The 25,539-nt window shown below is 73.1% G+C and carries 20 protein-coding genes and 2 pseudogenes; 10 read left to right on the plus strand and 12 right to left on the minus strand.

What is annotated here, in order from left to right; genetic code table 11:
* Positions 1–11: 11 nt before the first annotated feature.
* Positions 12–1,328: a DUF2252 domain-containing protein gene (locus tag AB0J33_RS09400; RefSeq protein ID WP_363611636.1), complete on the minus strand. Its 1,317-nt coding sequence runs from the start codon at positions 1,326–1,328 to the stop codon at positions 12–14.
* A gap of 179 nt (positions 1,329–1,507) precedes the next feature.
* Between AB0J33_RS09400 and AB0J33_RS09405 the strand changes: the two genes are divergently transcribed.
* Positions 1,508–2,434: a hypothetical protein gene (locus tag AB0J33_RS09405; protein WP_363611638.1), complete on the plus strand. Its 927-nt coding sequence runs from the start codon at positions 1,508–1,510 to the stop codon at positions 2,432–2,434.
* A gap of 56 nt (positions 2,435–2,490) precedes the next feature.
* On the opposite strand, the gene AB0J33_RS09410 is transcribed toward AB0J33_RS09405, so the two are convergent.
* On the minus strand, positions 2,491–3,072 hold the full coding sequence (locus AB0J33_RS09410) for an NADH-quinone oxidoreductase subunit B (RefSeq protein WP_124861683.1): 582 nt from the start codon (positions 3,070–3,072) through the stop codon (positions 2,491–2,493).
* Between the two features lie 137 nt (positions 3,073–3,209).
* On the opposite strand from AB0J33_RS09410, the gene AB0J33_RS09415 reads away from it, so the two are divergent.
* The 3 genes from AB0J33_RS09415 (at position 3,210) to AB0J33_RS09425 (ending at position 5,988) form a co-directional block, all read left to right on the plus strand.
* A complete protein-coding gene (locus AB0J33_RS09415) occupies positions 3,210–4,154 on the plus strand; it encodes a hypothetical protein (RefSeq protein ID WP_363611640.1) in 945 nt (314 codons plus the stop codon).
* 69 nt (positions 4,155–4,223) lie between these two features.
* Positions 4,224–4,790 carry a SigE family RNA polymerase sigma factor gene (locus AB0J33_RS09420; RefSeq protein WP_363611642.1) on the plus strand — a complete coding sequence of 189 codons (567 nt, stop codon included), beginning with the start codon at positions 4,224–4,226 and terminating at the stop codon, positions 4,788–4,790.
* Entirely contained in the window at positions 4,783–5,988 is a 1,206-nt protein-coding gene (locus AB0J33_RS09425; RefSeq protein ID WP_363611644.1) for a hypothetical protein, read from the plus strand. The genes AB0J33_RS09420 and AB0J33_RS09425 overlap by 8 nt, the downstream gene beginning before the upstream one ends.
* 52 nt (positions 5,989–6,040) lie before the next feature.
* Here the strand turns inward: AB0J33_RS09425 and AB0J33_RS09430 are convergent, their stop codons facing one another.
* Genes AB0J33_RS09430 through AB0J33_RS09440 form a run of 3 tightly spaced genes read right to left on the minus strand, consistent with a single transcriptional unit; the run spans position 6,041 to position 9,308 of the window.
* The gene (locus AB0J33_RS09430) at positions 6,041–7,549 is read right to left on the minus strand and encodes an aminotransferase class V-fold PLP-dependent enzyme (RefSeq protein ID WP_363611646.1); all 1,509 of its coding nucleotides are present in this window, start codon (positions 7,547–7,549) and stop codon (positions 6,041–6,043) included.
* Entirely contained in the window at positions 7,546–8,961 is a 1,416-nt protein-coding gene (locus AB0J33_RS09435) for an MFS transporter (RefSeq protein ID WP_363611648.1), read from the minus strand. Before AB0J33_RS09435 ends, AB0J33_RS09430 begins: the two co-directional genes overlap by 4 nt.
* Positions 8,962–8,993: 32 nt before the next feature.
* The gene (locus AB0J33_RS09440) at positions 8,994–9,308 is read right to left on the minus strand and encodes an MGMT family protein (protein WP_363611650.1); all 315 of its coding nucleotides are present in this window, start codon (positions 9,306–9,308) and stop codon (positions 8,994–8,996) included.
* Between the two features lie 13 nt (positions 9,309–9,321).
* On the opposite strand from AB0J33_RS09440, the gene proB reads away from it, so the two are divergent.
* Together proB and AB0J33_RS09450 are read left to right on the plus strand one after the other, a co-directional pair.
* On the plus strand, positions 9,322–10,479 hold the full coding sequence (gene proB / locus AB0J33_RS09445; RefSeq protein ID WP_363611652.1) for a glutamate 5-kinase: 1,158 nt from the start codon (positions 9,322–9,324) through the stop codon (positions 10,477–10,479).
* Between the two features lie 37 nt (positions 10,480–10,516).
* On the plus strand, positions 10,517–11,758 hold the full coding sequence (locus tag AB0J33_RS09450; protein ID WP_363611654.1) for a glutamate-5-semialdehyde dehydrogenase: 1,242 nt from the start codon (positions 10,517–10,519) through the stop codon (positions 11,756–11,758).
* Positions 11,759–11,779: 21 nt separating this feature from the next.
* Here AB0J33_RS09450 and AB0J33_RS09455 read toward each other — a convergent pair whose 3' ends face one another.
* From AB0J33_RS09455 to AB0J33_RS09480, 6 genes and pseudogenes are all read right to left on the minus strand, one after another.
* Entirely contained in the window at positions 11,780–12,616 is an 837-nt protein-coding gene (locus AB0J33_RS09455) for a prenyltransferase/squalene oxidase repeat-containing protein (protein ID WP_363611656.1), read from the minus strand.
* 167 nt (positions 12,617–12,783) lie between these two features.
* Positions 12,784–14,032, minus strand: a pseudogene (moeZ, locus tag AB0J33_RS09460) (adenylyltransferase/sulfurtransferase MoeZ).
* Positions 14,033–14,088: 56 nt separating this feature from the next.
* Positions 14,089–14,829: a DUF3152 domain-containing protein gene (locus AB0J33_RS09465; protein ID WP_363611659.1), complete on the minus strand. Its 741-nt coding sequence runs from the start codon at positions 14,827–14,829 to the stop codon at positions 14,089–14,091.
* Between the two features lie 185 nt (positions 14,830–15,014).
* On the minus strand, positions 15,015–15,866 hold the full coding sequence (locus AB0J33_RS09470; RefSeq protein ID WP_363611661.1) for a DUF3152 domain-containing protein: 852 nt from the start codon (positions 15,864–15,866) through the stop codon (positions 15,015–15,017).
* Positions 15,867–15,871: 5 nt separating this feature from the next.
* Positions 15,872–16,846, minus strand: a complete 975-nt coding sequence (locus AB0J33_RS09475) for an alpha/beta hydrolase (RefSeq protein WP_363611663.1) — start codon at positions 16,844–16,846, stop codon at positions 15,872–15,874.
* A gap of 23 nt (positions 16,847–16,869) precedes the next feature.
* Positions 16,870–18,171 (minus strand): annotated as a pseudogene (locus tag AB0J33_RS09480) (hypothetical protein); the annotation flags it as partial.
* A gap of 2,306 nt (positions 18,172–20,477) precedes the next feature.
* On the opposite strand from AB0J33_RS09480, the gene AB0J33_RS09485 reads away from it, so the two are divergent.
* Positions 20,478–21,116, plus strand: coding sequence for a TetR/AcrR family transcriptional regulator (locus tag AB0J33_RS09485; protein WP_282264422.1), 639 nt, complete (start codon positions 20,478–20,480; stop codon positions 21,114–21,116).
* Positions 21,117–21,180: 64 nt separating this feature from the next.
* Entirely contained in the window at positions 21,181–21,408 is a 228-nt protein-coding gene (locus tag AB0J33_RS09490; RefSeq protein ID WP_030329796.1) for a DUF3107 domain-containing protein, read from the plus strand.
* A 97-nt stretch (positions 21,409–21,505) separates the two neighbouring features.
* On the opposite strand, the gene AB0J33_RS09495 is transcribed toward AB0J33_RS09490, so the two are convergent.
* Positions 21,506–22,135: a ferritin-like fold-containing protein gene (locus AB0J33_RS09495; RefSeq protein WP_363611666.1), complete on the minus strand. Its 630-nt coding sequence runs from the start codon at positions 22,133–22,135 to the stop codon at positions 21,506–21,508.
* Positions 22,136–22,593: 458 nt separating this feature from the next.
* Between AB0J33_RS09495 and AB0J33_RS09500 the strand changes: the two genes are divergently transcribed.
* Both AB0J33_RS09500 and AB0J33_RS09505 read left to right on the plus strand, forming a co-directional pair.
* On the plus strand, positions 22,594–24,282 hold the full coding sequence (locus tag AB0J33_RS09500; RefSeq protein ID WP_363611668.1) for a DEAD/DEAH box helicase: 1,689 nt from the start codon (positions 22,594–22,596) through the stop codon (positions 24,280–24,282).
* A gap of 88 nt (positions 24,283–24,370) precedes the next feature.
* Positions 24,371–25,531, plus strand: coding sequence for an SAM-dependent methyltransferase (locus AB0J33_RS09505; RefSeq protein ID WP_363611670.1), 1,161 nt, complete (start codon positions 24,371–24,373; stop codon positions 25,529–25,531).
* The last annotated feature ends 8 nt before the right edge of the window (positions 25,532–25,539 follow it).

Here is a 25,539-nt window from a genome sequence, read left to right on the forward strand (position 1 = left end):
GCTCCGTCCGATCAGATGCCGGGCAGCCGACCGTTGCGGAACAGGTCGACGAAGAGCTGGTGGTCCTGCCGGGCGCGCACCCCGTACGCGTGCGCGAAGTCCACCAGGTGCTCGACGAAGCCCGCCTCGTCGGTGTCCACCGCCGCGACGATCGCCTCCTCGGTGGAGTAGTCCACCAGGTCGTGACTCGATTCGTCGTCGGCGACCGAGTGCATCCGGGCCACCGCCCGACCCAGGTCGACGAGCACGCCGGTCAGCTCCTCCGGCTCGTTCACGTCCGACCAGTCCAGATCGGCGGCGTACGGGGAGACCTCGGCGACGAGCTGACCGGCCCCGTTCAGCTCGGTGAAGCCCAACCACGGGTCGGCGTGCGCCTGCAACGCCCGCTGCGACTCGGCGGTCCGGTGCCCCTGGTGCTGGAAGTAGCCGCGCACCGACTCGTCGGTGACGTACCGGGCCACGGCCGGCACCTGCGCCTGCTTCATGTAGATGACGACGTCGTTCTCCAGTGCCTGGGTGTGCCCCTCCAGCAGGAGGTTGTACGACGGCAGCCCGGCCGAGCCGATGCCCACCCCCTTGCGCAACACCACGTCCTTGATCCGCGCCGCCACCGGGCGGAGCCTCGTCGAGGCGACGGGCAGGGTGCCCAGGTAGTCCTGGAAGGCGGCCCTGACCAGCTCCCGGGTGGCGTCGTCGATCTCGAAGACGCCGTCGCCGATGGAGAAGCGCCGCTCGTAGTTGTCGATGGTGGTCTGCGCGGCGAGCAGGTCGACCCGGGTGTTGAGCCGGGCCTGCTGGAGCACCCGGCGCAGCACCCCGTCGGCGTTCTCCAGGGTGATCGAGCCGATCGCGTCGTCGCCGCCGGCGGCAATCGCCCTCAGTTCGGTCAGGTACGACCGGGCGAAACCGGCCACCAGTTCGCCGATCGACGTGTCGGAGAGCGCCTTGCCGTAGCCGAGCAGCGCCACGCTCGCCGCGAGCCGGCGCAGGTCCCAGGTGAACGGCCCGACGTACGCCTCGTCGAAGTCGTTGACGTTGAACACCAGCTGCCCGGAGGCGTTCATGTAGGTGCCGAAGTTCTCCGCGTGCAGGTCACCGTGGATCCACACCCGGCTGGTCCGTTCGTCCAGGAACCGGTCGTCGGCGAAGTCACCGCGCTGGTCGGCGTAGAACAGCGCGGCGCTGCCCCGGTAGAAGGCGAACGGGGAGGCCGCCATCTTCCGGAACTTGCGGCGGAAGGCGGCCGGGTCGATCGCCATCGACGCGCCGAACTCCTCGGTCAGCACGTCGACGATGTGGGCGGAGCGCTGGTCCGCTGAGCTGCTCATAGTGCGCAGGCTAGTGCGGCGGATCAACAACGGGGTGGCGAACCACCCACACATCGATCATGCTGTCTGGCGTCACGGCGCGGGGGCCCGGACACCACGGTCACGTCGGTCGATCAGGCCGCCGCCACAAGCGGCGGCAGGTCCCTCGCCGGGCGTCGACCATGGAGGACCAGATACACATGTACCGGAAAACGGGGACCCTGCTCACCGCCGTACTGCTCGGCCTGACCGCGACGATCGGCTCGGCCGGACCGGCCGCTGCCGCACCGTCGGCCTCGGCCGACGCCCCCACGTTCTCGGTGAGCCGGCTTGTGCTCGAACCCACCGAACGCGGCTACCGGGGCAGCCTTCGGGTGACCATCACCAACAACGGCGACACCACCGACGGCTTCTACTTCCAGGTCCGGGAGCCGGTGGCAGCTTCCTTCGACGAGACGTCGCAGTCACCCTGCGACCCGGACGGTCTGTCCGAGGGGCGGCAGGTCCGCTCCTGTGGCCTGCCGCAGAGCAACGAACTGGCTCCGGGCGAGAGCCGCAGGGCCACCGTCGACTTCCAGGTGCTGACCACCCCCCGCAACTACCCGATGATCGCGGCCGGTGGGTTGATCACCGTCTACTCGTGGAGCGCAGGATCGCTGGGAACAGTCCCGTTCAGCGCCCAGTTCCGCTCCCTCGACGGCAAGCTGACCCACCCCCAGACGTACGTCCAGGACACCCAGCCCGACGCGTCCATCGAGCTGGCCGGTCCGGTGACCGACGGCCCCTACAACACGCGGCGGGTGCCGGTACGGGCCCGGTACGCCGGCGACGCCCCGCACAGGTATCTCTGGGTCAGCGCCACACCGCTGCCCGCCGGCTCGTCGATCCTCTACACCGAGCCCACTGACGGTCCGACGTTCGGTGGTGAGGCCGCTGTGGCGGGCGGACCGATGATGGCCGGCGAGGAGCGTGACCTGGTGTTGTTCATCACCCGGCCGACCGACCCGGCGGACGAGTCCAACCCGATCAACCTGGAACTGTCGACCAGGTGGTTGGACACGACCATTCCTGACGTCGACCCCAGCGACAACACCGTCACCTTCAGCCTGGCCCTGTCGACCAGCTGACTGCACGGCTACCGGCCGTCACCCGGATCAGCAACTCCGGGTGGCGGCCCCCGTTCTCAACTCGCGGCGGGTGGGCGGACCGGCGGGGCGGTGAGCGAGTCGACCGAGCGCGGCGCGGCGGCCTCGCGGGGCGGCGCGTCCAGCGGCGCGGCCAGCACGTCCCGTTGCGGCACACCCCCGATGCCGGACTGCTCGGCGGCGATTTTCTCCTGTAGGCGCAGGATGCCGTGCAGCAGCGCCTCCGGCCGGGGCGGGCAGCCGGGCACGTACACGTCGACCGGGATGAGCTGGTCGACGCCCTTGGTCACCGAGTACGAATCCCAGTAGGGGCCACCGCAGTTGGAGCAGGCGCCGAACGAGATGACGTACTTAGGCTCGGGCATCTGGTCGTAGAGCCGCTTGATCGCCGGCGCCATCTTGTCGGTCACCGTGCCGGAGACCACCATCAGGTCGGCCTGCCGGGGGCCGTGCGCGAACGGGATCACGCCGAGCCGGATGAAGTCGTGCCGACCCATGCTGGTGGCGATGAACTCGATCGCGCAGCAGGCCAGACCGAAGTTGAACACCCAGAGCGAGTAGCGGCGCCCCCAGTTCAGCACGAACCGGATCGGCTCACCGAGCACTGCCGGCAGCTGCACGACCGCCCCCCTCCTGTCCCCCAACCGACAGTCAACCACAGCGCCCCGCTGCAACCCCGAGGCCCGTTCAGGACTTCTAACGGGGACGGCGCGCCGAGCACGGCCGCCGGCAACGGGGACCACGGGAGGACCTTTTCATGAACACTCGTACCAGACTGCGCGCAGGCGTGCTGCTCGGCTCGACGCTGGCCCTGGTGGCCGCGCTGCCGGGCACCGCCGCGCTGGCGTCGACCGGCGCACCGGCCGCCATCTCGGCGGGCCGGCTGGTCCTGGAGCCGACCGGGAACGGTTACCAGGGCACTCTGCCGGTGACGATCACCAACCGCAGCCGGGCCGCCGACTACTACACCATTTTGGTCACCGAGCCGGTCGCCGGTTCCTTCGACGGGTTGGTGCCCAACGGCGCCTGCATCCAGGCCGAGCCGGTGGACAACCGGCGGGTCATGGCGTGCTCGGTGGCGGGGCCGGATCTCGCGCCGGGTGAGCGACGCAGCCTCGACGTCGCCTTCGAGGTGCGGACCGCACCCCGCCCGTACGCGATGTCGGCCACCGGTGGTCGGGTCGAGGTCGTGCCCGGGCACACCCAGCAGGTGGCCGCCGGGAAGGACTTCAGCACCCTGTTCCGGGGCACCAACGGATCGCTGCGCAACCCGCGGCCGTACGTCCAGGACACCTCCGCGAACGCCTCGCTGACCGCCGGGACCGGCGCGCTCACCCTGACCCGGCAGGCCAACGGGACGTACGCGGGACGGCTGCCGGTGACCGTGCGCTACGCCGGCGACGCTCCGCACGACTACCTCTCGGTGCAGGCGACGTTGCCCTCCGGGGTGGAGATCGCCGGGACGGACCCGCAGGACTCGCCGAGCTTCGGCGGATTCTTCGAGGTGCCGGGTGGGCGGATGGCACCGGGTGCGGAGCGCGCCTTCGCGGTGCTGTTCCGCGCGTCGGCGGACACCGTCGTCGGTGAGCTGGGGACCGTGGACCTGGTCCTGAGCACCCGGTACGGCGCCGACGAGCTGGCCGACGTCACACCGGCTGACAACCGTGTCCAGGTCAGCCTGAGCGCTTCCGACGACAGCTGAGTGGGCTGCGCGTCGCCGGCCGGGCACGGGAGTCCCGGCCGGCGACGCCAGTGCTAACGGGGAGGGGCAGTGACAGCGATGACGGGGGCCCGCGCCAACGAACCACCGAGTGCGACTGCCGCTCCGGCCGTTGGGCAGGTGGCGACGCCGAGCTTCGACGACTTCTACCACGCGCACTTCCGCAACGTGACCACGCAGCTCGGCGCCTACATCGGCGATTTTTCGCAGGCCCAGGACCTCGCCCAGGAGGCGTTCTGCCGGGCCCTGGCCCGGTGGGACCGGTTGGCCGGGTACGACGACCCGGTCGCCTGGGTCCGGCAGGTCGCCTGGAACCTGGCCCGGAGTCGCTGGCGGCGGCTCCGGACCGCGCGCAACCACCTGCTGCGGCAGCGGCAGACCGAGGCCACGATGGCCGGTCCGACGCCCGATCGGGTGGCGATCGACGCCGCGCTGGCCCAGCTGCCCGCCAACCACCGACGGGCCGTCATCCTGCACTACCTCGCCGACCTGTCGGTCAACGAGATCGCCAGTCAGGAGGGGGTGGCCGAGGGCACGGTCAAGTCCTGGCTGCACCGTGGCCGGTTGGCGTTGGCGGGGTTGCTCGACGAGAGCACCGAGGGGGTGGGCAATGTCTGACATCGACCCGCGGCTGCGGGAGCGGTTCGCCGCGTACCGCGCCGAGACGGTTGCCCACCTTTCCGGTCCGGGGCCTGACCAGGCCCGGCGTACCCTTCGTCGGCGTCGCCGGACGAGGGCCGTGGTGGTGGCCGTGACGGCGATCGTTCTGGCGGTCCTGCCGATCGTCGCGAATGCCGCGCTGCGAGGTGACGGGTCGGTGCCGACACCGGCGCAGACCGGCGAGCCGACCACCCCGCCGCCGAGCGTCCCCGCACCCACGCCGTCCACCCCGCTCACGCCCAGCGCCGCCACGCCCTCGAGCCCGGCCGCGCCGGACGGCCGGATCAGCCGGGCGCAGCTACTGGCCGCGCGTGTCACCCTGCCGGCCTGGCCCTCGTACGCGCAGCGTTGCGACACCTCTGACGTGCGGCTGCAACCATGGTCGCGCGCCCAGAACGGGCCGCTCCTGGCGGATCTGGAGCTGGGCTACACCGATCTCGACGACGACGGCGCGACCGAGACGGTCGCCCTGGTCACCTGTGCGGCCGGGGAGGGCTCGGTGAAACAACTCGTGGCGTTCGACCGGGACGAGCGCGGTCGGATCGTCACCATGGCTCGAGTCGTCGGATTCGCAAAGGGTCTCGACGACATCACCGACGCCGTCGTGACGGAGGACGGGAAGGTACGGGCACAGGTGGTGGACATCCAACCCTGCTGCTCGATGCCGAGTTACTGGGCGCAGCAGCAGTGGCGCACGTACCGCTGGACCGGTGACGGTTTCACCCAGGTCGAGGGGCCGAGGTCCTTCGGCAGGGACCCCCGGCTGACCGACCTGGTGCTGAGCGGCGGCGACCTCGTGCTCGGCCCGAGTGGAGTCGACGGGACGCGTCCGGGCACGCTGACCCTGACGGTGACGAACAAGGGACCGGTGGACGTGGCCCACATCGGCTTCGCGCAGCTGAGTTTCGTCGGCACGTTGAGTGCGGCCGACTCGGCGACCTGCGTGGCGTGGCGGGAGGGCGACGAGTCGGGGGCCAACTGTCGCACCGCCGGCCTGAAGTCCGGGAAGAGCCGGACGTACACCTTCCACCTGCGGGTCGATCCGACGGAGCTGAACCAGCCGAGCGTCCGGGTGGTGCACTTCGACGACCAGGACCGGCACTGGAGGGACCTGACCTACGGCGACAACCGCGTGGACGTGCGGGTGGTCTCCTGACCGCGCCGATCGGACCCGGCCGACACTCCCGGCCGGGTCCGGTGCCGCCCGGTCAGCTGGGTGCCCAGGTGGGGCGCTGGAGCAGGCTGACGAATTCGACGAGCAACCGCTCGCGTAGCGCCGGCGCGGCGGCGTCGAGCAGGGTGTTCACCAGCGCCGTCCGCTCCGGCAGCGGCCCCGCGCCCGACCCCGCATCGCCGCCCAGGCCCAGCCCGGCGGCCAGGCTGCTGACCAGTTCCGGGGTCAGCGCCTCGGGGGTCAGGGCGCCGACCACCGCCGCCAGGTCGGCGGGCAGCCGCACCGGCCCGGCCGCCCTGGCGGCGGCCACCGCCTCGATGAGGTCCGGCCCGAACTCGGTGACCCGGGGTGCCACCGCGGCGGTCACCGTGAGGTGCACGCTGGCGGGCAGATCGGCGTACGACAGCTGGGGTTGGGTGTGCCAGCCCCGCGCGGTCAGCTCGTCGACCAGGACGAACAGGTCGGGGCCGCCCTCGGTGGCGGTGAAGCAGACCACCGTCGACTCCGGCTCGGCCATCAGTCGCAACCCGTCGACGGCTCGGACCGCGTCGGCCAGACCGGCGACCGCGTCCCGGGTGATGCCGGCGAGCCGCAGGTAGCCGTCGTCGCCGAGGTGCCGCACTGTGGCGTACGCGGCGGCGATCGGTCCGCCCGAGCGGGTGGATGCGATCACCGGGTTGATCATCGTGTACCCGGGCCAGTCGGCGTACGCGAAGTACTGCGGGGCGCGCAGGGCGGCGTCGCGGTGCAGCAGCACCGACACCCCCTTCGGCGCGTACGCGTACTTGTGCAGGTCGACGGAGATCGAGGTGACGCCAGGTACCGCGAAGTCGAACGGCGGCACCGGCACCCCGAGACGGCGCAGATACGGCAGGGTCCAACCGCCGAAGCAGGCGTCCACGTGGCAGCGCACCCCGGCCTCGGCCGCCGCGGCGGCGATCTCCGTGACCGGGTCCACCACCCCGTGCGCGTACGACGGCGCGGAGCAGGCGACCAGCACCGTCTCGGGGCGGATCGCGGCGGCCATCGCGGCCGGGTCGGGGCGCAGCGTGTCCGGGGAGACCGGCACGACGTCCAGCGCCACCCGCAGGTAGTGCGCCGCCTTGGCGAACGCCGCGTGCGCGCTCGACGGCACCACGATCCGGGGTGCGGCGATCTCCGGGTGGGCGTCGCGGGCTGTCTTGACGGCCAGGATCAGCGACTCGGTGCCGCCGCTGGTGACGCTGCCGACGACGTCCGGGGCGGTGGTCCCGGGGCCGGCGCCCAGCACCCGACCGGCGGCGCCGACCAGGGCGTTCTCCATGGCCAGCAGGGACGGGAACGCGGTCGGGTCCAGCCCGTTGACGTGGGCGCTCTCCCGGTGCGCGGCGGCGGACAGCTCGTCCAGTCCCGGCACCGCCGGGTCGTAGACGTACGCGAACAGCCGTCCCCCGTGGGTGGGCCGGTCCGCGCCCCGCAACTGCCGAACCTCGGAGAGCGCGACCTCGGCGGCGACCCCGGTGGCGGAGAGCGCCCCGGCCTCAACCCGGTTCTCGTCGATCATGGGGTCATGGTGCCCTTCTCGTGACGGTCAACGGCCCTTGTCCCCAGCACAACTGCGTGATCGAGCCGGTCGGTGGCGGGGGTGAGGGTGTACTGCCGCAGCAGCAGGATCGGCGTGGCGATCAGCAGGGCCGGGAGCACTGTGAAGCCCAGGAGGACGCCCAGCCTGGCCGTGTCGGACTGGGTCGCCGCCGAGCCGGTGTCCGAGGACACGTAACCGGACAGCTGGAGCACCAGGCCGTAGATGCCCGGCCCGAGCGCCAGACCGAGGGTCTCCCCGGCGGTCCACAGGCCGGTGAAGACGCCCGCCTGCCGTCGACCGGTGCGCGCCGTTTCGTGCGCGATGCAGTCCGGCAACATCGACAGTGCGAAGACCTGCTGCCCGGCGTACCCCACACCGATCAGCGCGACCACGAGATAGACGGCGACCGGTGGTAGCACCGACGCGGCCACCAGGGCGAGGGCACCGGCGGCGAGGATCAGCGAGGCGACGACCAGCGCGGTCCGCTTGCCCAGCCGGGCGCCGATCCGGGACCAGAGCGGCATCACCAGCAGCGCCGGCCCGACGAAGCAGACGAAGAGCAGTGTCGGCCCGCTCTGCTCGTCGCGCAGGATCTGCCCGGCGAAGTAGTTGACCCCGGCCAGGATCGTCGCCACCCCGGCGGACTGCACCACGAAGCAGATCAGCAACGCCCGGAACGGGCGGTTGGCGCCGGCCACGGCGAGCTGGGCGCGCAGGGTCGGCTCACTCTCGCCCACCGTGCCGGTCGGCGCGGACCGGGTGCCCAGGAACGCGCCGAGGGCGCCCAGGGCGATCAGCACCGCAACGAACAGCCCCATCCACCGGTGCCCGGCCACGCCGTCACCACCGGCGCTCACCACCAGCGGGGCGACCGCGCCGGAGACCAGGATGGCCAACGCCAGTACCGCGATCCGCCAGGTCATCAACCGGGTGCGCTCGGCGTGGTCGTCGGTCAGTTCGGCCGGCATGGCCACGTACGGCACCTGGAAGAAGGCGAACGCGGTGGCGGTGGCGAGGAACGCGAACGCCACGTACGCCGCGGCGGCCGGACCGTTACCGAACGGCGCGGCGAAGATCGACGCGAACAGGGCGGCGAGCGCGATGCCGGCGACGAGCAGGTACGGCCGGCGGGCGCCCCAGCGTGAGCGGGTGCGGTCGGAGATCCGCCCGGCGACCGGGTTCACCAGCACGTCCCACGCCTTGGGCAGCAACACCAGCAGGGCTGCCAGCCCGGCGGCCACGCCCAGGGTGTCGGTCAGGTACGGCAGCAGCAGCAGACCGGGCACGGTGCCGAACGCTCCGGTCGCCAGCGAGCCGAGCGCGTAGCCGGCGTGCACCGATCGGGGTAACGGCCCGCTGACTGGCGAGCCTGCGCCCGGCGGCGTTTTCATGGGGCCGAATGTTACTCACGTTAGGACGTGGGTCACATCCCCTCATCAGGCGACCAGGCCGCCGCCGCGATGTCCACTCCCTCGCCGCGCAGCGGCACGCCCTCGGACCGCAGTCGGGCCCGCGCCTCCCGCTCGTGCCCAGGTGGCAGTCGACCACTCGCGGTCACCACCCGATGCCAGGGCACCGAGCCACCGTGCCGAGCCATGATGTTGCCGACCAACCGGGCCGAGGTACGCCCCGAACGCTCGGACAACGCGTCGGCCACCCCGCCGTACGACATCACCCGGCCCTCCGGGATCCGCTCGACCAGGTCGAGCACCGCCTCGACGTACTCGTCAGGAGTCACAATCCGCCACCATATGGGAACGCCGCCGGGCGGTGCCGCCGTGACCACGCAGAATGGGCGGGTGCGCGACGCAGTCACGACGGCCCGGCGGGTCGTCGTCAAGATCGGATCCTCCTCGCTGACCACCGCGACCGGTGGGCTGGCCGACGAGCGCGTCGACACGCTGGTCGACACCCTCGGTCGGCTCACCGCCGAAGGGCGCGAGGTGGTGCTGGTGTCCTCCGGCGCGATCGCCGCCGGGCTCGCCCCGCTCGGGCTGGCCCGACGCCCGCGCGACCTGGCCACCCAGCAGGCCGCCGCCAGCGTCGGGCAGGGGCTGCTGATCGGCCGGTACGCGGCCAGCTTCGCCCGGCACGGCCGCACCGTCGGGCAGGTGCTGCTCACCGTCGACGACGTGACCCGGCGAGCGCACTACCGCAACGCGTACCGGACGCTGCGCAAACTGCTCGACCTGCGGGCGGTGCCGATCGTCAACGAGAACGACACGGTGGCCACCCAGGAGATCCGGTTCGGCGACAACGATCGCCTTGCCGCCCTGGTGGCCGCGCTGGTGCACGCCGACCTGCTGGTGCTCCTCTCCGACGTGGACGCGCTCTGGACCGGCGACCCCACCAACCCGCACTCGACCCGGATCGCCGAGGTCCGCGACGACGCGGATCTCACCGGGATCACCATCGGCGGGGCCGGCCGGTCCGGCGTCGGCACCGGCGGCATGGTGACCAAGGTCGAGGCCGCCCGGATCGCCACCGGGTTCGGCATCCCGGTGGTGCTCACCGCCGCCGACCTGGCCACGCCGGCGCTGGCCGGCGAACCGGTCGGCACCCTCTTCCACCCACAGCGGCAGCGCCCCACGGCCCGGCTGTTCTGGCTGGCCCACGCCACCTCGCCCCGGGGGCGGCTGCACCTCGACCCAGGCGCGGTCGCCGCCGTCGTCGGGCGGCGCAAGTCGCTGCTCCCGGCCGGCATCACCGCCGTGGACGGCACGTTCACCGCCGGCGATCCGGTGGACCTGGTCGACACCGCCGGCGCGTCGGTGGCCCGGGGGCTGGTCAACTACGACGCGGTGGAGCTACCCGGGCTGCTCGGCCGCTCCACGTCCGAACTCGCCGCGGCGCTCGGCCCGGCGTACGAACGAGAGGTCGTCCACCGCGACGACCTGGTGCTGCTGTGAGCCGAGGACCTTCCCACCTTTCCCGAGGAGTGCTGGCATGAGCGTCGTTGAGCAGGCACGACGGGCGCGGGACGCCGCCGCTGAATTGGCCGTGGCCACGCGTACGGTCAAGGACGCCGCGCTGGTGGCGATGGCCGACGCGCTGGTGGCGCGTACCCCGGAGATCCTGACCGCGAACGAGGCGGACCTGGCGGCGGGCCGCGAGGCCGGGCTGAGCGCGGCCGTGCTGGACCGGCTCGCCCTCGACGCCGGTCGGGTGGCCGGCATCGCCGCCGCGCTGCGCGAGATGGCCGCCCTGCCCGACCCGGTCGGCGAGGTGGTCCGCGGGTCCACCCTGCCCAACGGCCTGGAGCTGCGCCAGATCCGGGTGCCGTTCGGGGTGGTCGGCATCATCTACGAGGCGCGGCCCAACGTGACGGTGGACGCCGCCGGGATCTGCCTCAAGTCCGGCAACGCCGCGCTGCTGCGCGGGTCGTCGTCAGCCGCGAACAGCAACGCCGCTCTGGTCGCGGTGCTGCGCGACGCGGTCGCCGGTGCCGGGCTGCCCGCCGACGCGGTGCAGTTGCTCGACGCCGGCTCCCGCGACTCGGTCAAGGAGCTGATGCGGGCCCGAGGGCTGGTCGACGTGCTCATTCCGCGCGGTGGCGCGTCGCTGATCCGCACCGTGGTCGAGGAGTCGACAGTGCCGGTGATCGAGACCGGGGTGGGCAACTGCCACGTCTACGTCGATGCCGCCGCCGACCTGGCGAAGGCCGTCGCGGTGACGCTGAACGCCAAGACGCAACGCCTGTCCACCTGCAACACGGCCGAGTCGCTGCTGGTGCACGCCGGCATCGCCGACGCGTTCCTGCCGCCGGTGCTGGCCGCGTTGGCCGAGGCGGGGGTGACCGTGCACGGTTCACCCGAGGTGGCCGCGTACTCCGCCGCAGTGGTGCCGGCCACCGAGGAGGACTACGCGACCGAGTACCTGTCCGCCGACATCTCGGTGGCGGTGGTCGACTCGCTGGACGCGGCGGTCGCCCACATCCGCCGTTTCGGCACCGGGCACACCGAGGCGATCCTCACCGACTCGGCGAGCGCGGCCCGCGAGTTCGTCGCGCGGGTGGACGCGGCGGCGGTGATGGTGAACGCGTCGACCCGGTTCACCGACGGGGGCGAGTTCGGCTTCGGCGCGGAGATCGGCATCTCCACCCAGAAGCTGCACGCCCGTGGCCCGATGGGCCTGCCCGAGCTGACCAGCACCAAGTACGTCGTCACCGGGGACGGGCACGTGCGCTGAGGCCGCGGCGGGGCGGGGGCCTCAGCCGGGCGGCGCGGGGCGGGCCGCTCGGATCGCGGCCAGCGTGGTGTGCACGTCGAACTGGTGGCCGTCGTCGCTCTCCCAGCCGCCGTCGCTGCGCTGGGTCTCGGTCAGCCGGCGTAGCGCCCGCACCATCGTCCAGTCTTGTACGTCGATGCCGGCGCGGCGCAGGGTGGCCGCCAGCCACGCCACGTCCCCCGGGGACATCTTCGGCATGCGCTCGGCCAGCACCACCTGGATCCGCGCCGACTCCTGGAACATCTCCTGCCGGTGGAACACGGCCGCGCTCAGCCACCCGGCGGCCAGGAACGACGGCCAGCTACCGTCCGGGCGAAGCCGCGCGGCGAGCGAGTGGGCCGCCGCCTGAACCACCCCGGCGTACGCCCCACCGACCCGGTGGTCGAGCGGACCCGAGGCGCGGGCGTCCAGTCCGGCGACGGTGAGCCAGAAACCGGCGTTGGCCGACACGAGGAAGCCGGCCTCCGGGTCGCCGGGTCGGGCCCACTCCGGTGCCGAGTCGGCGAGCGACGCGTCCTCCTCCCAACCGCCGTCGGCCTGCTGCCGGGACGCCAGCCAGTCCAGCGCGCGGCGAGCGGCGGGCCGGCCGAGCGCGCCCAGGTCGTCCAGCTCGGCGAGGCGGAAGCAGGTGGCGTCGATCGAGGCGACTCCACCACCCCAGGTGGCCGGCCAACCGCCGTCGGGCGACTGGCCGACCTCGGCCGTCTCCAACAACTCGGCGGGCACGGCGGTGCCGTTGCGGAGCCAGGAGAGGCGGGCGCGTTCCACCGCATCCCCATGCGCCACGACGAACCCGATCGCGGCTTCCAAGTCGACCACGGCGGAGACGCTACCTGCGCAGACGCGATGCCGCCTCGGAGAATCGGCCAGCCAGGACTGGCTGCGTCGCTTCAGCCGGACGGCCGCTCGGTGTCATCTGCGTCGATTGCCGGGGCGGCCGTGCGGGCCACCCCGGCTCGACGGCGTGGTCGCCCCGGCCTCGATCGTCAGTACGCGGGCAGCGCCGGGTCGATCTGCTTGATCCAGGACAGCACGCCGCCCTGCACGTGCACGGCGTCCTTGAACCCGGCCGCCTTGAGCGCGGCGAGTGCCTCCGCCGAGCGGACGCCGGACTTGCAGTGCAGCACAATCTGCCGGTCCTGTGGCAGCCTCGCGAGAGCTTCCCCGGAGATGATGTCGCCCTTGGGGATCAGGGTGGCGCCGGGGATCCGGACGATCTCGTACTCGGCCGGCTCCCGCACGTCGACGAGGAAGATGTCCTTGCCGGCGTCCTGCCACTCCTTGAGCTCCAGCGCGGTGATGGTCGAGTCGACCGTCGCCTCCTGCGCCTCCTCGGAGACCGCGCCGCAGAAGTCCTCGTAGTCTTCCAGCAGGTCGGTGACCGTCGGGTTGTCGCCGCAGAGCGCGCAGTTCGGGTCCTTACGAACCTTAATCTTGCGGTATTCCATCTCCAGGGCGTCGTAGACCATCAGGCGGCCGACCAGCGGCTCACCGATGCCGGTGAGCAGCTTGATCGCCTCGTTCACCTGGATCGAACCGATCGACGCGCAGAGCACACCGAGCACACCGCCCTCCGCGCAGGAGGGGACCATGCCGGGCGGCGGCGGCTCCGGGTAGAGGCAGCGGTAGCAGGGGCCGTGCTCGGCCCAGAACACCGACGCCTGGCCGTCGAAGCGGTAGATCGAGCCCCAGACGTACGGCTTGCCGAGCAGCACCGCCGCGTCGTTCACCATGTAGCGGGTGGCGAAGTTGTCGGTGCCGTCGACGATCAGGTCGTACTGCGCGAAAATCTCGCGGACGTTCTCCCGGTCCAGCGCGGTGTTGTGGATCTCCACGTTGACCAGCGGGTTGATCTCGCGGATCGACGCGGCGGCGGACTCGGCCTTGGACCGGCCGATGTCGGAGACGCCGTGGATGATCTGGCGCTGGAGGTTGGACTCGTCGACGGTGTCGAAGTCGATGATGCCGAGCGTGCCGACCCCGGCCGCCGCCAGGTACATCAGGGCGGGGGACCCGAGGCCACCGGCGCCGACACAGAGCACCCGGGCGTTCTTCAGCCGCTTCTGACCGGTCACCCCGACGTCCGGAATGATCAGGTGACGGGAGTAGCGGCGGATCTCGTCTACGGTCAGCTCGGCGGCGGGCTCGACGAGCGGGGGCAACGACACGGTGGACTCCCCGGGATCGGCGGTGTGAACCGCGCCATTGTTGCTCGCGGGAGCCCCGCTCGGCCATGAGGGACGACACGTGGTCCGGTATGCGGGAGCGGGAATAACCGACGACCCGGCCGATCAGGGGACGATGTCACCCGCGTAGCGACGTCCGTCGAGGTACGGCCAGGCGTTGGCGACGCAGCCGTGCAGGCCGTACGTCTGCTGTTGCATCACCGGGGCGGGCTCCCCCGGGCCGGGGCACGCCTCGTGGTCCTCGCCGAACTCGTGGCCCACCTCGTGATTGATGACGTAGGTCCGGTAGGTGTCCAGGGAGGCGCCGTAGTCGGGGACCGCCTCCATCCAGCGGGCCAGGTTGATGATGACCTGGCCGGGCAGGCGGCAGGAGGTGTAGCGCTCGGTGGTCAGCCCGCCCTCGGCGCACATCCGCTCGGACGTGACCGGGGTGGCCAGGTAGATGGTGAAGTCGGCGGTCCCGGCGTCGGCCACCCGCTGCACCCGCAGTTCGTCGGAGGCGATCCAGCTGCGCGGGTCGGCCAGCACCTCGTCCACCCGGGCGGCGAACGCGTCGGCGTCCTGGCCGGTGCCGCGTTCGACCACGACCCGGTAGCGCCGCAGCGGCCCGTCCGTGCCGTGCACGGCTGTCTCGCCGTCGGCGGCGGTGAAGCGTCCCGCGCCGACGGACGGATAGCCGGTGGGCGCCGGGTGCGCGGCCACCCCGCCCCCGTGACCCATGCCGCCCTGGGTGGTGGTCGCCGGAGTCTCGTTCGACGGCTCGCCGGCCCGATTCACCGTCACCGAGATGGCGACGGCGAGCGCCAGGAGGCCGAGCAGCAGGCTGCGGCGACGCCTCTGGCGCATCCGGACCAGCGCGGGACGCGCACCCCGGTACGCCGACCGGAGGTCGGGCGGCCGAGGCGGGCCGTAAGGGGACGACGGCGTCATGACGTCGAGCCTGCCAGATTATTCGGGCATTTCTCCGCTTTCGCCGCTATTGCCGCAAGACGCCTGATGGGGGCGGATGATCGGCGTGTCGCCCGATCGACTCAGAGGGCGGGACCGGCGTAACGACGCCCCTCAAGATAGGGCCACGGGTTGACCCGGCACCCGTCGAGGAACAGCGTCTGCTGCATCATCACCGGCGCTGGTCGGCCCGCACCGGGGCAGCGCTCGTGCCGATGCCCGAGCTGGTGGCCCACCTCGTGATTGACCACGTACGTCCGGTAGACCGTAAGCGGCACACCGGCCGAGACGAAGTGCGGCACGGACAGCCGCCACCGATCCAAATTGATGATCACCCGGCCGGGTGCCCGGCAGGACGTGTACGGCCGACCGCCGACCCGGATGTCCACCCCACCCTCGGCGCACATCCGACCCGCGGTGCGGGCGGTGGCCAGGAAGACGGTGAAGTCACGAGGCGCGCTCCCCGGCACCTGCTGTAGCCGCAACCCGCCGCTGTCGACCCAACTGCCCGGCCCGGCGAGCGCCACCCGGACCGCCTCGGCGAACTCGGCGACGACCTCACTGCTGCCCGACTCCACCGCGACCCGGTAGCGCCGCAGCTCACCGGCGCGACCGAGCACCGGCCCGGAGCGGGTGTCGTAACCGAACCCGCCCGTGCCGGCGCTCGGGAACGCGCCGGGCACCCGCAACACCGGAGGCGGGCTGGACGAAACCACGTCGGAGGGTGTGGGGTCGGCCGACGGCGGCAGCGGCGCGGCCACCAGCGGCGGCGGGCCGATCTCCTCGGCGGCCAGCCGATCGGCGCCGGGGCGCCCACCCGGCCCCTCGGCGATCACGGTCACCGCCGCACCGACGGCCAACACCACCGCCACCAGTTGGGCGAGCAGTGCGAAACGTCGCCGACGGCGACCAGGGCGGCGCGCTGAGCTGGGCATCCAAGTCAGCCTGCCAGATCGGACCGCCCCACGGCGTCCCCCGTTTCGGCGAGCAGACCGACCACAGCGCGGGCAACCAGCCGGGGGACCTCCAGCTGCGCCACATGACCGACGCCGTCCAGCATCATCAGCCGGCTGTCCGGGATGACCCGGGCCGTCTGCGGCGCGACCCGCACGTCGACCAGGCGGTCCTCCCGGCCACCCACCACCAGGGTCGGCGCGCGCACCGCCTCGGCGAGGCGCCACAGCGAACCCGACCCCGGCAGGTACGCCCGCAGGAAACTGGAGACCAGCCCACGGAACGTCCGGACGTACGCGGTGGCGTAGTGCTTGGCCTCGTACCGCACCCGGATCTCCTCCAACGCCTCGGCCCGGCGTTGATCGCAGATCCGGCTCAGATCGGCGACGCAGGCCTCCAACACCTGCTGGGCCATCACCTCCGGCGCGAGCTGGGTGAGCCGTCGGGCGACCAGCCGCTCACCCCGCGGGATGGCGAGCACCGGCAGCATCCGGCCCTGCAACGAGCGCCGGAAATCCAGAAACGGCAGCGCCGGGGAGATCAGCGTGAGGGTACGAACCAGGTCCGGCCGCACCCCGGCGACGTGCACCGCGACCGCGCCGCCCAGCGAGTTGCCGAACAGGTGCACCGGACCTCGATCGGAATGCTCGATCCAGCGGACGACCCGATCCGCGAAGGCCGGGATCGTGTAGCGGGAGCCGGGCTCGCTGCGGCCGAAGCCGGGCAGGTCGATGGCCTGACCGTCCAGCCGGTCGGCGAGCAGCCCGGCCAGGTCGGTCCAGTTCTGCGACGACCCGCCCAGCCCGTGCACGTACAGCGCCGGCTGGGCACCGGCGGCGGTGGCCGGCGTGTCCCGCACGTACGTGGACAGGCCGTCGAGGTGAACCTCCCGCCCCGGCCACGGCGGTGGAACACGATCGTCGGGGAGCAGGTGGTCCGGCCAGAGGGTGGCACGTCTCATCGTTCCAGTCTGCCCCGGACCACTCAGGACAGCAGCGCCTCCAGCCGACGGTTGACGGCCGCCAGCGTCGCCCGGACCACCGCCTGCCGCGGATCACCCGCGACCAGGGCCGACCCGGCGAGCTGCTCGACCCAGCCCTCGCAGACCAGCAGCGCCACCACGGTGGCCACCTCGCAGTTGCCGAACGGCACCACCGCGGCGTGCTCGACGAAGCAGCGACCCCGCTCGGCGTTCTCGGTGCCGCGCAGCAACTCGTCCACCGCCGCGGCGGCGGCCACCGCGCAGAGCCGCAACACGTAGCCGTCCACCGCCGGACCGGTGGCGTACCCGGAGGCGCTGTCGCCCCCGGCCAGCAGCCGGACCTCCACGTTCGCGTCCAGGCCGAACGTGCTGACCTGCACGTGGTCGATCACCACCCGGGGCCCCGGCGTGCCGTCGGTCTCCAGCGGTCGCGACGGCGCCGACTCCGTGGTGGTCACCTGACCACCGGAGTACGACGTACCGAGCGTGGCCGGACTGCCGGTCGCCCCGCCGGCCGGCGCGGCCGAGACCGATCCGGGTTCCTCCACCGTGGCACGGCCCCGGTGCGGAGCGTTCGACCGACGACGGCGGGTCGGATCCGTGCCGGTCCGCGGCTCCGGAGCTGCCGGTGTGGCCTCTACCCGGGCGGCGGACGGGTTGGCGGCGGTCGGCGCCTCGGCCAGCCGGGCGTCGCCGGACTCACGCGAAGCGGCGCTCGGCGCCTCGGGAACGCGCCGCTCGGCGGGTCGGGGCTCGGCGGCGGCGCGGGGCTCGGCGGCGCGGGGCTCGGCGGCGCGGGGCTCGGCGGCGCGGGGCTCGGCGGCGCGGGGCTCGGCCGCGCGCCGACGAACCGGCGGAGGCGGCGTGTTGGGTAGGCCGGGCACGTTCTGCGGGGCCGCGGCCAAACCCATCCGCTCCTGAAGAAGCCGGGCCACCTGGCGGCTCACCTCGGCGGGGTCGGCGCCGTCGGCCAGGTCAAGTCGCAGACTGTGCGCCCCGGCCGGGGTACGGCGCAGGGCCGCGTCGCGGACACCCGCAACCTCCCGGACGGCGTCCAGGATGGCGTTGACGTCAAACCCCTCGGGGCGCTCCCGCAGCGGGGCTGGTTCGTCGTCCCGACGCAGGTGGGTGGCGATGCGGGCGAGTTCCGGGGTTTCGGCGGGTGGCTCCACGGCTGGCGGCTCCGGCACGACGGGCACGTCCGGTTCGGCGGGGACGCGCTGCGGCAGCACCGCCGCGCCCGGGGCCGACTGCGGGCCGGCGTCGGCCGACGTCGGGTCGGGAGCGGACCGGCGAGCCGCGTAGGAGGAAGCGGATGCCGCTGCGGGCTGGTCGCGATGCCCGGAACTCGTCGCGGCGGCGGAGGGCACCGCCGTGCTGGAGGACAGGGCGGTGCCAGCTGGTGGCGGGTCATTGGCGGGCGCGGTCGCCTGCGGTGACGCGGCGGGTGACGGGTCGGGTGGCTCCGGCCGGAGCCGGAACGGTGCGGTCGGCCGGACCTCGGATCGTGACCGGCCGGACGTCTCGCCCCCGTCGCCCCCGTCGATGCCGCTGGCGGATCGGCTGGCCGGCCAGGACGGCCGCTCGACCGGGGTCGCGGGGATCCGGCCCTCGGACCAGTCCGGCCGCTCGGCCCGGGAACTGCTCGCCGTCGGCGGACCGCCGGTCCACGAGGGGCGTTCCGCGACCAGGGACGGGCCGGCCGGAGCCGGTGGCGCGTCGGCCAGCGTGGCGGGTGGCCCGGCTGGCGGTGGCGGCGGTCCGGCTGGCGCTGGCGGTGCCGCCTCCGCCGACGTCGGAGTGTCGGTCGATGCCGGGCTGGCGGCCCAGGAGGGCCGCGTCGGCGGGGCGCTGGCCGGCACCGGATCGGATCCGCCGGCCCAGGAGGGCCGCGCCGACGCCGCGCCGGTCGACGGCGGTTCGGACCCGCCAGCCCAGGACGGCCGTACCTGCGGCACGCTGGTCGCCGCCTCGGACCCGCCGGCCCAGGACGGGCGCGCCGGCGGCACGCTGGTCGGCGACGGATCGGACCCCGCAGCCCAGGACGGCCGCCCGGATGGCGCGCCGGTCGCCGCCTCGGACCCGCCGGCCCAGGACGGCCGCGCCGGCGGCACGCTGGTCGGCGACGGATCGGACCCCGCAGCCCAGGACGGCCGCGCGGGTGGTGCGCTGATGGGTTCGGGGTCGGCCCCGCCGGCCCAGGACGGGCGGTCGGCCCGGGGTCCGCTGCTCGCCCCGGAGCCTGCCCAGCTCGGCCGTTCGGCGGGCGGACCACTGGTCGGCGTCGGACCACCCGCCCAGGAGGGCCGGTCGACGGGCGGCGCGCTGGTCGGCTCGGCGGAGCGCTCCGACGTGGACTCCGACTCGGCCCGGACGGGTTCGTATCCACGGGGCGGATCGGCGCGCACCGGCTCGTACGGGCGCGGGGCTTCGACGCGCACCGGCTCGTACGGCTGGTGGGGCTCGGCGACCCAGCCGGGCGCGGACTCGTCCGTGGGCGCCGGGCTGACCGGTTCGTCGTCCTGGCGGGACCAGGGCGGGGCCCACCCGCCGCCCCAACTCGGGCGGTTCCAGTTCGGCCCCGACCAGTCGGGCTCGATGGCCGACGACTCCCCAGCCCGGTGCGCCTCGCCGGGATGGTGTGCGTCGCCGGCGCGATGGGTGTCCCCCGGCCGGGAGCTGTCGGCGGCGCGACCGGGCTCGCTCTCGGCCGCGTGCCCGGCCGGGGTGCGTCCGGGGGTCGCGGGGTGCTCCGGTGCGAGCGGGTCCCGCCAGTCGCGTGGCCCGGTCGGGGCCTCGTCGGCGGCCAGCCGCTCACCGCCGGGCGCGTGGAGGCCGGGCGGCACCTCGAAACCCGACGCGGCGGTGCCCACGGGCGGCACCTGGACGGCCGGCGGTGCCGACGTGGGCAACCCCGGCTCCGCCCAGCGGGCACGATGCCCGGCAGTCGGATCGACGGTGGAGGGTTGGGCGGGGCCCGGATCTGGCTCGGCGGCGCCCTGCTCCGTCGACGGCGCGGGACGCTGGACGGGCACCACGAGCCGGTCGCCGGCAGCCCCGGGACGACCCTCGGTGGGCAGCCCGGGCGGCGCGCTCACCGGCGTGGGACGGCCCACGGGTGGTTCGAGACCGGGGTGACGGACGCCGTTGGTGCCCTCCGGGTGGTGCACGCCGTTGGCGTGGTGGCCGTTCGCGCGGGCCGGCGGCTCCAGCTCACTCGACCCGCCGACCAGCGGTGAAGGCAAATCGCCGTGCCGGGTGGAGGAGGTACGCCAGCCGGACGCGGGGTCGGGCTGCCAGCGCGGCGCCTCGTCCCGGGCGTCCTCGCGGTCGGCGGCTCGGGGCCACCCACCCGCAGCAGGCGCCCACCCACTGACGGAACGGCTCGGGTCGTCGTGCTGACCCGCTCCGTCACCGTGCTCTCCCGGGGTGGCGGCTCCGGGTTGCCCTGTTTCACTCACCGCGCGCTCCTTGGTCGCCCCCGCTGAGGCTACCGTGTGCCGAGAGTGGCGATAAGTTACAGCGGCGGGCCATTTCCACGACGGAGGTCACGGGCCTCGCCCGGTCTGGGGGGAAAATGCCGGCTCGTACGGAGAACTCGGAGGAACCCATGACCGCTGCGGGGAACGGCGCACAGACCGCTGGCCGGCCCACCCGTCTGCCCCGTTCCGCGCGCCGCAAGCAGCTTCTCGCTGCGGCGCAGGAGGTGTTCGTCGCGCAGGGCTACCACGCCGCCGCGATGGATGACATCGCCGAGCGGGCCGGGGTCTCGAAGCCGGTGCTCTACCAACACTTTCCCGGAAAGATGGATCTCTACCTGGCGCTGCTCGACACGCACTGTGACGCCATCGTCGCTAAAGTGCACGAGGCCATGCGGGGCACCAGCGACAACAAGGAACGGGTCAGCGCCTCGGTGCGGGCGTACTTCGACTTCGTCGACCACGAGAGCGAGGCGTTCCGGCTCGTCTTCGAGTCGGATCTGCGCAACGACCCGGCGGTGCGGCAGCGGGTGGAGCGGGTCGAGCAGGGCTGCATCGCGGCGATCACCGACACCATCATCTCCGACACCGGGGTGAGCCGGGCGCACGCCGAGCTGCTCGCTTCCGGGCTGGTCGGCGCGGCGGAGACGGCCGCGCAGTTCTGGCTGGCCGGTGGCCGGCAGGTGCCGAAGGCCGAGGCCGAAGCGTTGGTCGCCGCGCTGTCGTGGCGGGGCATCGCGAGCTTCCCGCTGCAAGGTGAGTCAGCCTGACCGCCGACCCCGTGATCGGATAGCCTTCGCAGGGCGGTTCTTTAGCCCCAGTTGAGGAGGCACAGTGGAGGTCAAGATCGGCGTGCAGTACGCGCCGCGCGAGCTGGTACTGGACAGCGCGCAGTCGCCGGCCGAGATCGAGCAGATCGTGACCGACGCCTTCGCCGGCAACGGCGGCACGCTCTCCCTGACCGACGAGAAGGGCCGGCGGGTCATCGTTCCGGTCGAGAAGGTCGCCTACGTCGAGATCGCCGAGGCGTCGCCGCGGGCGGTCGGTTTCACCGTCCGCTGACCGGTCCGGCCATCGCGGCAGGTCGGCGTTCGGCCCACCTGCCGCAGGCCGGCACCGGGCCCTGACCGGCCCGGCGGTCTCTCGTTCAACCGGGTTGTCAGTTGTTCAGCCCGGTGGCGGCCATCCGCGCGGTGTGCGCGGTGGTGAGCCTCCCGAACAGGCCGGGCACGTCGACCCGGCCGTCCCGCGCGATCAGCGTGGTGAGCGTGGCCCGCTCGGCGGCGACCCGGCCGGCCTGGGACAGCGCCTCTCCGACCAGCCGCCGGGCCCACATGGAGAGCCGACCAGCCACCCGGGGGTCGTCGGCCACGGCCAGCCGGATCTCCGCCGCGGCGAAGTCTGCGTACCGGGAGTCGTGCAGGACGTCCAGCACCAAGGCTCGGTCCGGATCCTCCAGCGCGTCGGCGATCTCGCGGATGAAGTCGTCGGTGATCGCGTCGCCGACGTACGCCTTGGTGACCACTTCCGCCCAGTCCCGTGGCTCGGTCGAGTCGTGGTACGCCTGCAGCGGCTCGACATAGGGGGCCATCGCCTCCTCCGGCGACACACCCAGCGCGGTGAGCCGGTCGGCCAAACGCCGGTAGTTGGCGATCTCGGCCGCGGCCATCTCGTTCAGCGCCGCCCGACGGCGCAGGTCCGGGGCGAGCCGGGCGTCGCCGGCCATCCGTTCGAAGGCGAGCAGCTCACCGAAGGCGACCAGACCCAGCAAACCGGCGACGGCAAACACGAGCGCAGGCTACCGCGTGCACGGCCTGCACGCCGTCCCGGTCGATCATGGACTAGTGGTGCCCGATTCATCCAGCTTCACGAACTTTGCACCCCACCACAACTCCATGATCGACGCCGACGGGGTTGCGGGCCGGGGCGGGTGTGGGCGGGTGTGGGCGGGTGGGGGCGGGGCGCGGGTGGGGTGAGGGCGGGTGGGGCAAGTGACAAGATGTGGTGTGGGTCACAATTGCTTGCCCCGCGTGGCGAGTGGCGGAGTGGGAATCGGGACGCAGGCGTGCCTGTTCAGGTAACATGGAGCAGTTGCCGTGGGCGCCGATCTGATCGAAGCTCAGCCCGCGGCGCGCGTGCGGCCCGGTCCGGCTCGGCAATCTGCCGCCGACCGTGTGGCCCGCGTCATACCGATCGCGCCCTGAGGACATGACGGGCGCACCCACGAGAGGGCACCCCCACATCCACATGAGCGAGCTGACTCAAGATTTGCTGGACGGCCAGGAACTGGCTCCCACCGCCCCGGTCCGACCGGAGGCTCCCACGTTCGCCGCACTCGGCGCCCGCGCCGAGACCGTCGAGGCCCTGGCCTCGGCCGGCATCACCCGCGCCTTCGCCATCCAGGAGTACGCGATCCCGATCGCGCTGCGCGGCGTCGACCTGATCGGTCAGGCGCCCACCGGCACCGGCAAGACCCTCGGCTTCGGCGTACCGCTGCTCGACCGGGTCTTCGCCCCGGGCGAGGGCAGCGACGGCGTCCCCCAGGCGCTGGTCGTCGTCCCCACCCGTGAGCTGGGCATCCAGGTCGCCAAGGATCTGGCCGCCGCCGGCCGCACGCGCGGCGTCCGCGTGCTGCCGATCTACGGTGGCGTGGCGTACGAGCCGCAGATCGACGCGCTGCGCAAGGGCGTGGAGATCCTGGTCGGCACTCCCGGCCGACTGATGGATTTGCAGAAGCAGAAGCACCTCCGCCTGGACCGGGTGCACGCGCTCGTCCTCGACGAGGCCGACCGGATGCTCGACCTGGGCTTCCTCGACGACGTCGAGAAGATCCTGGCGATGCTGCCGGAAGACCGGCAGACGATGCTTTTCTCGGCCACCATGCCGGACCCGATCGTCACCCTGTCGCGGCGCTTCCTGCGCCAGCCGATGACGATCCACGCCGGGCACACCGCCGAGACGGGCCCGTCGCCGCAGACCCAGCAGCTGGTCTACCGCACCCACTCGATGAACAAGGTCGAGGTGGTGGCGCGCATCCTCCAGGCGGAGGGGCGCGGGTTGACCATGATCTTCACGCGTACCAAGCGGGCTGCCGACCGGGTCGCCGAGGATCTCGACTTCCGCGGGTTCGCGGTCGCCGCGGTGCACGGTGACCTCGGCCAGGGCGCCCGCGAGCGGGCCCTGCGGGCCTTCCGGGCCGGGAAGATCGACATCCTGGTGGCGACCGACGTGGCGGCCCGAGGGCTGGACGTCACCGGCGTCACCCACGTCATCAACTACGACTGCCCGGAAGACCAGGACACCTACACCCACCGGATCGGTCGTACCGGCCGGGCCGGCGCGACGGGTGTCGCGGTGACCTTCGTCGACTGGGACGACATGCCCCGCTGGCGGATCATCGACAAGACCCTCGGTCTGGAGATGCCGGAGCCGCCGGAGACGTACCACACGTCGCCGCACCTCTACACCGACCTGCACATCTCCACCGAGGTCAGCGGCACGCTGCCCACCGCCGAGCGCACCCGCGCCGGCCTGTCCGCCGAGATCGAAGAGGACCTGGGTGGGACGACCCGTTCCCGCCGGGGCGACAGCGGTGGTCGGGGCTCCCGACGCGGTGAGAGCCGTGGTGAGGGTCGCGGCGAGCGCCGTGGTCGGGGCGACGGCCGCCGCGACCGCTCCGACGCCGGCACGCCGGCCGCCGCCGAGGCACCCGCGGCCGAGGCCGCCGACGAAGGCAGCCGTACCCCCCGCCGCCGGCGTCGCCGCCGGGCCGGCGAGGTGGTCGCGGGCGAGGCGACCGCGGTGATCTCCGCCGACGCCGGCCCCGCCGAGCCGGCCGCCGCGTCCGACGGTGAGGCGTCCAAGCCGCGCCGCCGCCGGCGCCGCCGTGGTGGCGGTTCCGGTGCGGGTACGCCGGCCGAGGCGACCGCCGACTGAACACCTGCCACACCTGACATCCCCCGCACCGCCTCGCGCGGTACGGGGGATGTTCCCATCTCCCACCCCACCTGCCGAAGATGGAACGATGCCGCAACCACTGGACGCTGCCCTGACCGAGGTTCGGGCGCTGCTGCTCGACCCCGCGCTGACCCGGGCGGTTGCCGCCGGACGCCGCCGCGGACGCCGCCCCACCGTCGAGCGGGCCGAACTGCGGCCGGTGACGCTGAAGGCCGGGCCCCGGATGCAGATCACCACGTCCGACGGTGCCCGCCCGTACACCCGCAACGTCGTCCCCGGTCCGGAGGCCGCACTGGCGGTCGACGAACTGCTGGCCGAGCCGTTCGGCAACTGGCACGTCGAGACGGCCGACGCGACGCTCCAACTGCGGGTGACCAAATCCGGCGAAGCGCAGGTGCATCGGGCGGCCACTCCCCGCCCGGCGGCGGCGATCACCGGCAACGACCGGGCCAAGGAGTACCTGCTCGACCCCGGTGACCCGATCTTCGCGGAGATCGGCGGCTCGGCGGCGAAGCGTCGCCAGGTGGACGCGTTCCTGCGTGCCCTGGCCGCGACGCTGCCCGACGATCTGACCGGTCCGCTGCGGGTGGTCGACCTGGGCTGCGGCAACGCCTACCTGACGTTCGCCGCGTACCGCTACCTGACCAGTCGGGGGCTCGACGTCCAGCTGGTCGGCGTGGACGTCCGGGAGGACCAGCGGCGGCGCAACACCGAGCTGGCAGGGCGGCTGGGCTGGGCCGACCGGGTCAGCTTCGTGGCCGGGACGATCGCCGACGCCGTCGTCGATCCCGCCCCCGATCTGGTGCTGGCGCTGCACGCCTGCGACATCGCGACCGACGAGGCGCTGGCCCGCGCGGTCCGCTGGGAGGCCCGCTGGGTGCTGGCCGCGCCGTGCTGCCACCACGACCTGGCGAAGCAGCTCCGTGCCCACCCCACCCCGGCACCGTACGAGCTGTTGACTCGCCAGGGCATCCTGCGTGAGCGCTTCGCCGACGTGCTCACCGACGCGCTGCGCGCCGGGTTGCTGCGGGTGCACGGATACCGGACCGAGGTGGTGGAGTTCGTGGACTCGCAGCACACGCCGCGTAATCTGCTGATCCGCGCACGCCGTACCGGCGCCGGGGCGACCGAGCCGCAGCGCGCGGAGTACCGCGAGCTGGTGGACCAGTGGCAGGTCACTCCGCGACTGGAGACCCTGCTGGCCGCCGACGAGCCGTCCGCCTCCTAGCGGCCGGC

The organism is Micromonospora sp. NPDC049645, assembly GCF_040675155.1.
Lineage (GTDB): Bacteria > Actinomycetota > Actinomycetes > Mycobacteriales > Micromonosporaceae > Micromonospora.

Coding starts and splice junctions, on each gene's coding strand:
- AB0J33_RS09400 (WP_363611636.1), bottom strand. CDS start 1,328: ATGAGCAGCTCAGCGGACCAGCGCTCCGCCCACATCGTCGACGTGCTG.
- AB0J33_RS09405 (WP_363611638.1), top strand. CDS start 1,508: ATGTACCGGAAAACGGGGACCCTGCTCACCGCCGTACTGCTCGGCCTG.
- AB0J33_RS09415 (WP_363611640.1), top strand. CDS start 3,210: ATGAACACTCGTACCAGACTGCGCGCAGGCGTGCTGCTCGGCTCGACG.
- AB0J33_RS09425 (WP_363611644.1), top strand. CDS start 4,783: ATGTCTGACATCGACCCGCGGCTGCGGGAGCGGTTCGCCGCGTACCGC.
- AB0J33_RS09430 (WP_363611646.1), bottom strand. CDS start 7,549: ATGATCGACGAGAACCGGGTTGAGGCCGGGGCGCTCTCCGCCACCGGG.
- AB0J33_RS09435 (WP_363611648.1), bottom strand. CDS start 8,961: ATGAAAACGCCGCCGGGCGCAGGCTCGCCAGTCAGCGGGCCGTTACCC.
- proB (WP_363611652.1), top strand. CDS start 9,322: ATGGGAACGCCGCCGGGCGGTGCCGCCGTGACCACGCAGAATGGGCGG.
- AB0J33_RS09450 (WP_363611654.1), top strand. CDS start 10,517: ATGAGCGTCGTTGAGCAGGCACGACGGGCGCGGGACGCCGCCGCTGAA.
- AB0J33_RS09465 (WP_363611659.1), bottom strand. CDS start 14,829: ATGCGCCAGAGGCGTCGCCGCAGCCTGCTGCTCGGCCTCCTGGCGCTC.
- AB0J33_RS09470 (WP_363611661.1), bottom strand. CDS start 15,866: ATGCCCAGCTCAGCGCGCCGCCCTGGTCGCCGTCGGCGACGTTTCGCA.
- AB0J33_RS09475 (WP_363611663.1), bottom strand. CDS start 16,846: ATGAGACGTGCCACCCTCTGGCCGGACCACCTGCTCCCCGACGATCGT.
- AB0J33_RS09485 (WP_282264422.1), top strand. CDS start 20,478: ATGACCGCTGCGGGGAACGGCGCACAGACCGCTGGCCGGCCCACCCGT.
- AB0J33_RS09500 (WP_363611668.1), top strand. CDS start 22,594: ATGAGCGAGCTGACTCAAGATTTGCTGGACGGCCAGGAACTGGCTCCC.
- AB0J33_RS09505 (WP_363611670.1), top strand. CDS start 24,371: ATGCCGCAACCACTGGACGCTGCCCTGACCGAGGTTCGGGCGCTGCTG.